Origin of the sequence: Arenimonas sp., from assembly GCF_019459675.1 — a bacterium.
In the GTDB taxonomy this organism is placed as follows: Bacteria; Pseudomonadota; Gammaproteobacteria; order Xanthomonadales; family Xanthomonadaceae; genus Arenimonas.
Window position 1 is genome coordinate 1 of sequence record NZ_JAIBFH010000228.1, and the last position, 1,702, is coordinate 1,702.

Genomic DNA, 1,702 nt, shown 5'->3' on the forward strand with positions numbered 1-1,702 from the left:
CCCCCCCCCCCCCCCCCCCCCCCCGCGGCGCGGCGGCGGCCCCCCCCCCCCCCCCCCCACCCCACACTCTCGGGGGGGCCGCCCCCCCCCCCCCCCCCCCCCCGGCCCGGGCCCCACGACGCGCTGGTCGGCATGCCCGACTCAGCGCTGCATTCGCTGTGCCGGCAGCTGGCCCCGGCCGCGACGCTGGTGATCACGCTGGGCGCCAGCGGCGTCTTTGTTTCCCACCACGACGCCGACCGTCGCGGTGACGCGCACGGCTTCTACCGCCTGCCGTGCTCCCCCGCCCGCGCGGTGGACACCACGGGCGCGGGCGACGCCTTCAACGGCGCGCTGGCTGCGCGCCTGGCACAGGACCACCCCTCCGCGCCCTTCCGTGAAGCCGTGTCGTTCGCCAACACTTATGCCGGCTGGTCCACCGAACTGCCGGGCGCCGCTGCCTCCATGAAGCGCATGGACACCCGCGAACGCGCGCGGAACGCCTGACGTGAAGCTGGGCCCCTTCGACATCCACCCGCGCGTGGTGCTGGCGCCGATGGCCGGCGTCACCGACAAGCCGTTCCGGATGCTGTGCAAGCGCCTTGGCGCGGGGCTGTGCGTTTCGGAGATGACCCTTTCCAACCCGGCGCTCTGGCACACCCGGAAATCCATGCACCGCGTGGACCACCACGGCGAGCCCGACCCCATCAGCGTGCAGATCGCCGGCACCGTGCCCCAGGTGATGGCCGAGGCCGCGAAGTACAACGTCGACCACGGCGCGCAGATCATCGACATCAACATGGGCTGCCCGGCCAAGAAGGTCTGCAACACCTGGGCCGGCTCGGCGCTGATGCGCGACGAAGCGCTGGTGGCGCGCATCCTGTCGGCCGTGGTGGCGGCGGTGGACGTGCCGGTGACGCTGAAGATCCGCACTGGCTGGGACAGTGAACACCGCAACGCGCTGGCCATCGCCCGCATTGCCCAGGACAGCGGCATCGCCTCGCTGGCCGTGCACGGCCGCACGCGCGACCAGCACTACACGGGCGCGGCCGAATACGACACCATCGCCGCGGTCAAGGCCGCGCTGTCGATTCCGGTGCTGGCCAACGGCGACATCGATTCGCCCGAAAAGGCAGCGCGCGTGCTGCGGCACACCGGCGCGGACGCCGTGATGGTGGGCCGCGCCGCGCAGGGCCGGCCGTGGATTTTCCGCGAAATCGCCCACCACCTTGCCACCGGCGAACATCTGCCGGAACCCACGCTGGTGGAAGTGCGCGACGTGCTGCTGGGCCATCTGGCGCACCTGCACGATTTCTACGGCGAAGTGTCCGGCGTGCGCATCGCCCGCAAGCACCTGGGCTGGTATGCGAAGGACCGGCCCGAAAACGCGGCCTTCCGCGCGGTGGTCAATCGCGCCGACAGCGCCGACGAACAGGTGCGCCTGACGCGCGACTACTTCGATGCCCTGGTGGCCGGCGTGTCGCCGGACCTGCCCACGGCCGCCTGAGCGGCTAGCGCAACAGCCAGACGAAAACGCCCACGACCACCAGGGCCAGCAGCACTTTCTGCAGCCCGCCCGGACGGTCGCCGGGCGCGATGGTGTCGTTGTAGTGGCCGCGGGGCGGCGTGCGCTGGATGGGCGGCGGCGTGCTGGCCGTCCGCTCGCCCGCCGACGGCCCCCTGCCCCCCCCCGGCCCCGCCTTCGCCCCGGCATACCACCGGG

General features: G+C 72.9%; 3 protein-coding genes. 2 read left to right on the forward strand and 1 reads right to left on the reverse strand.

Annotation, left to right across the window (positions count from 1 at the left end; genetic code table 11):
• Positions 1 to 132 precede the first annotated feature (132 nt).
• Positions 133 to 486 (forward strand): PfkB family carbohydrate kinase, encoded by a 354-nt coding sequence (locus K0M70_RS07730; protein WP_290781205.1) that lies wholly within the window; start codon positions 133 to 135, stop codon positions 484 to 486.
• A 1-nt stretch (position 487) separates the two neighbouring features.
• Entirely contained in the window at positions 488 to 1,486 is a 999-nt protein-coding gene (gene dusB, locus K0M70_RS07735; protein ID WP_290781207.1) for a tRNA dihydrouridine synthase DusB, read from the forward strand.
• A gap of 4 nt (positions 1,487 to 1,490) precedes the next feature.
• Here dusB and K0M70_RS07740 read toward each other — a convergent pair.
• Positions 1,491 to 1,702: hypothetical protein (locus tag K0M70_RS07740; protein ID WP_290781209.1), on the reverse strand; the 212-nt coding region annotated here is incomplete at its 5' end.

What these genes read in the sequence shown, in the direction of transcription:
- K0M70_RS07730 (WP_290781205.1), top strand. Translation starts at nt 133, where the DNA reads ATGCCCGACTCAGCGCTGCATTCGCTGTGCCGGCAGCTGGCCCCGGCC.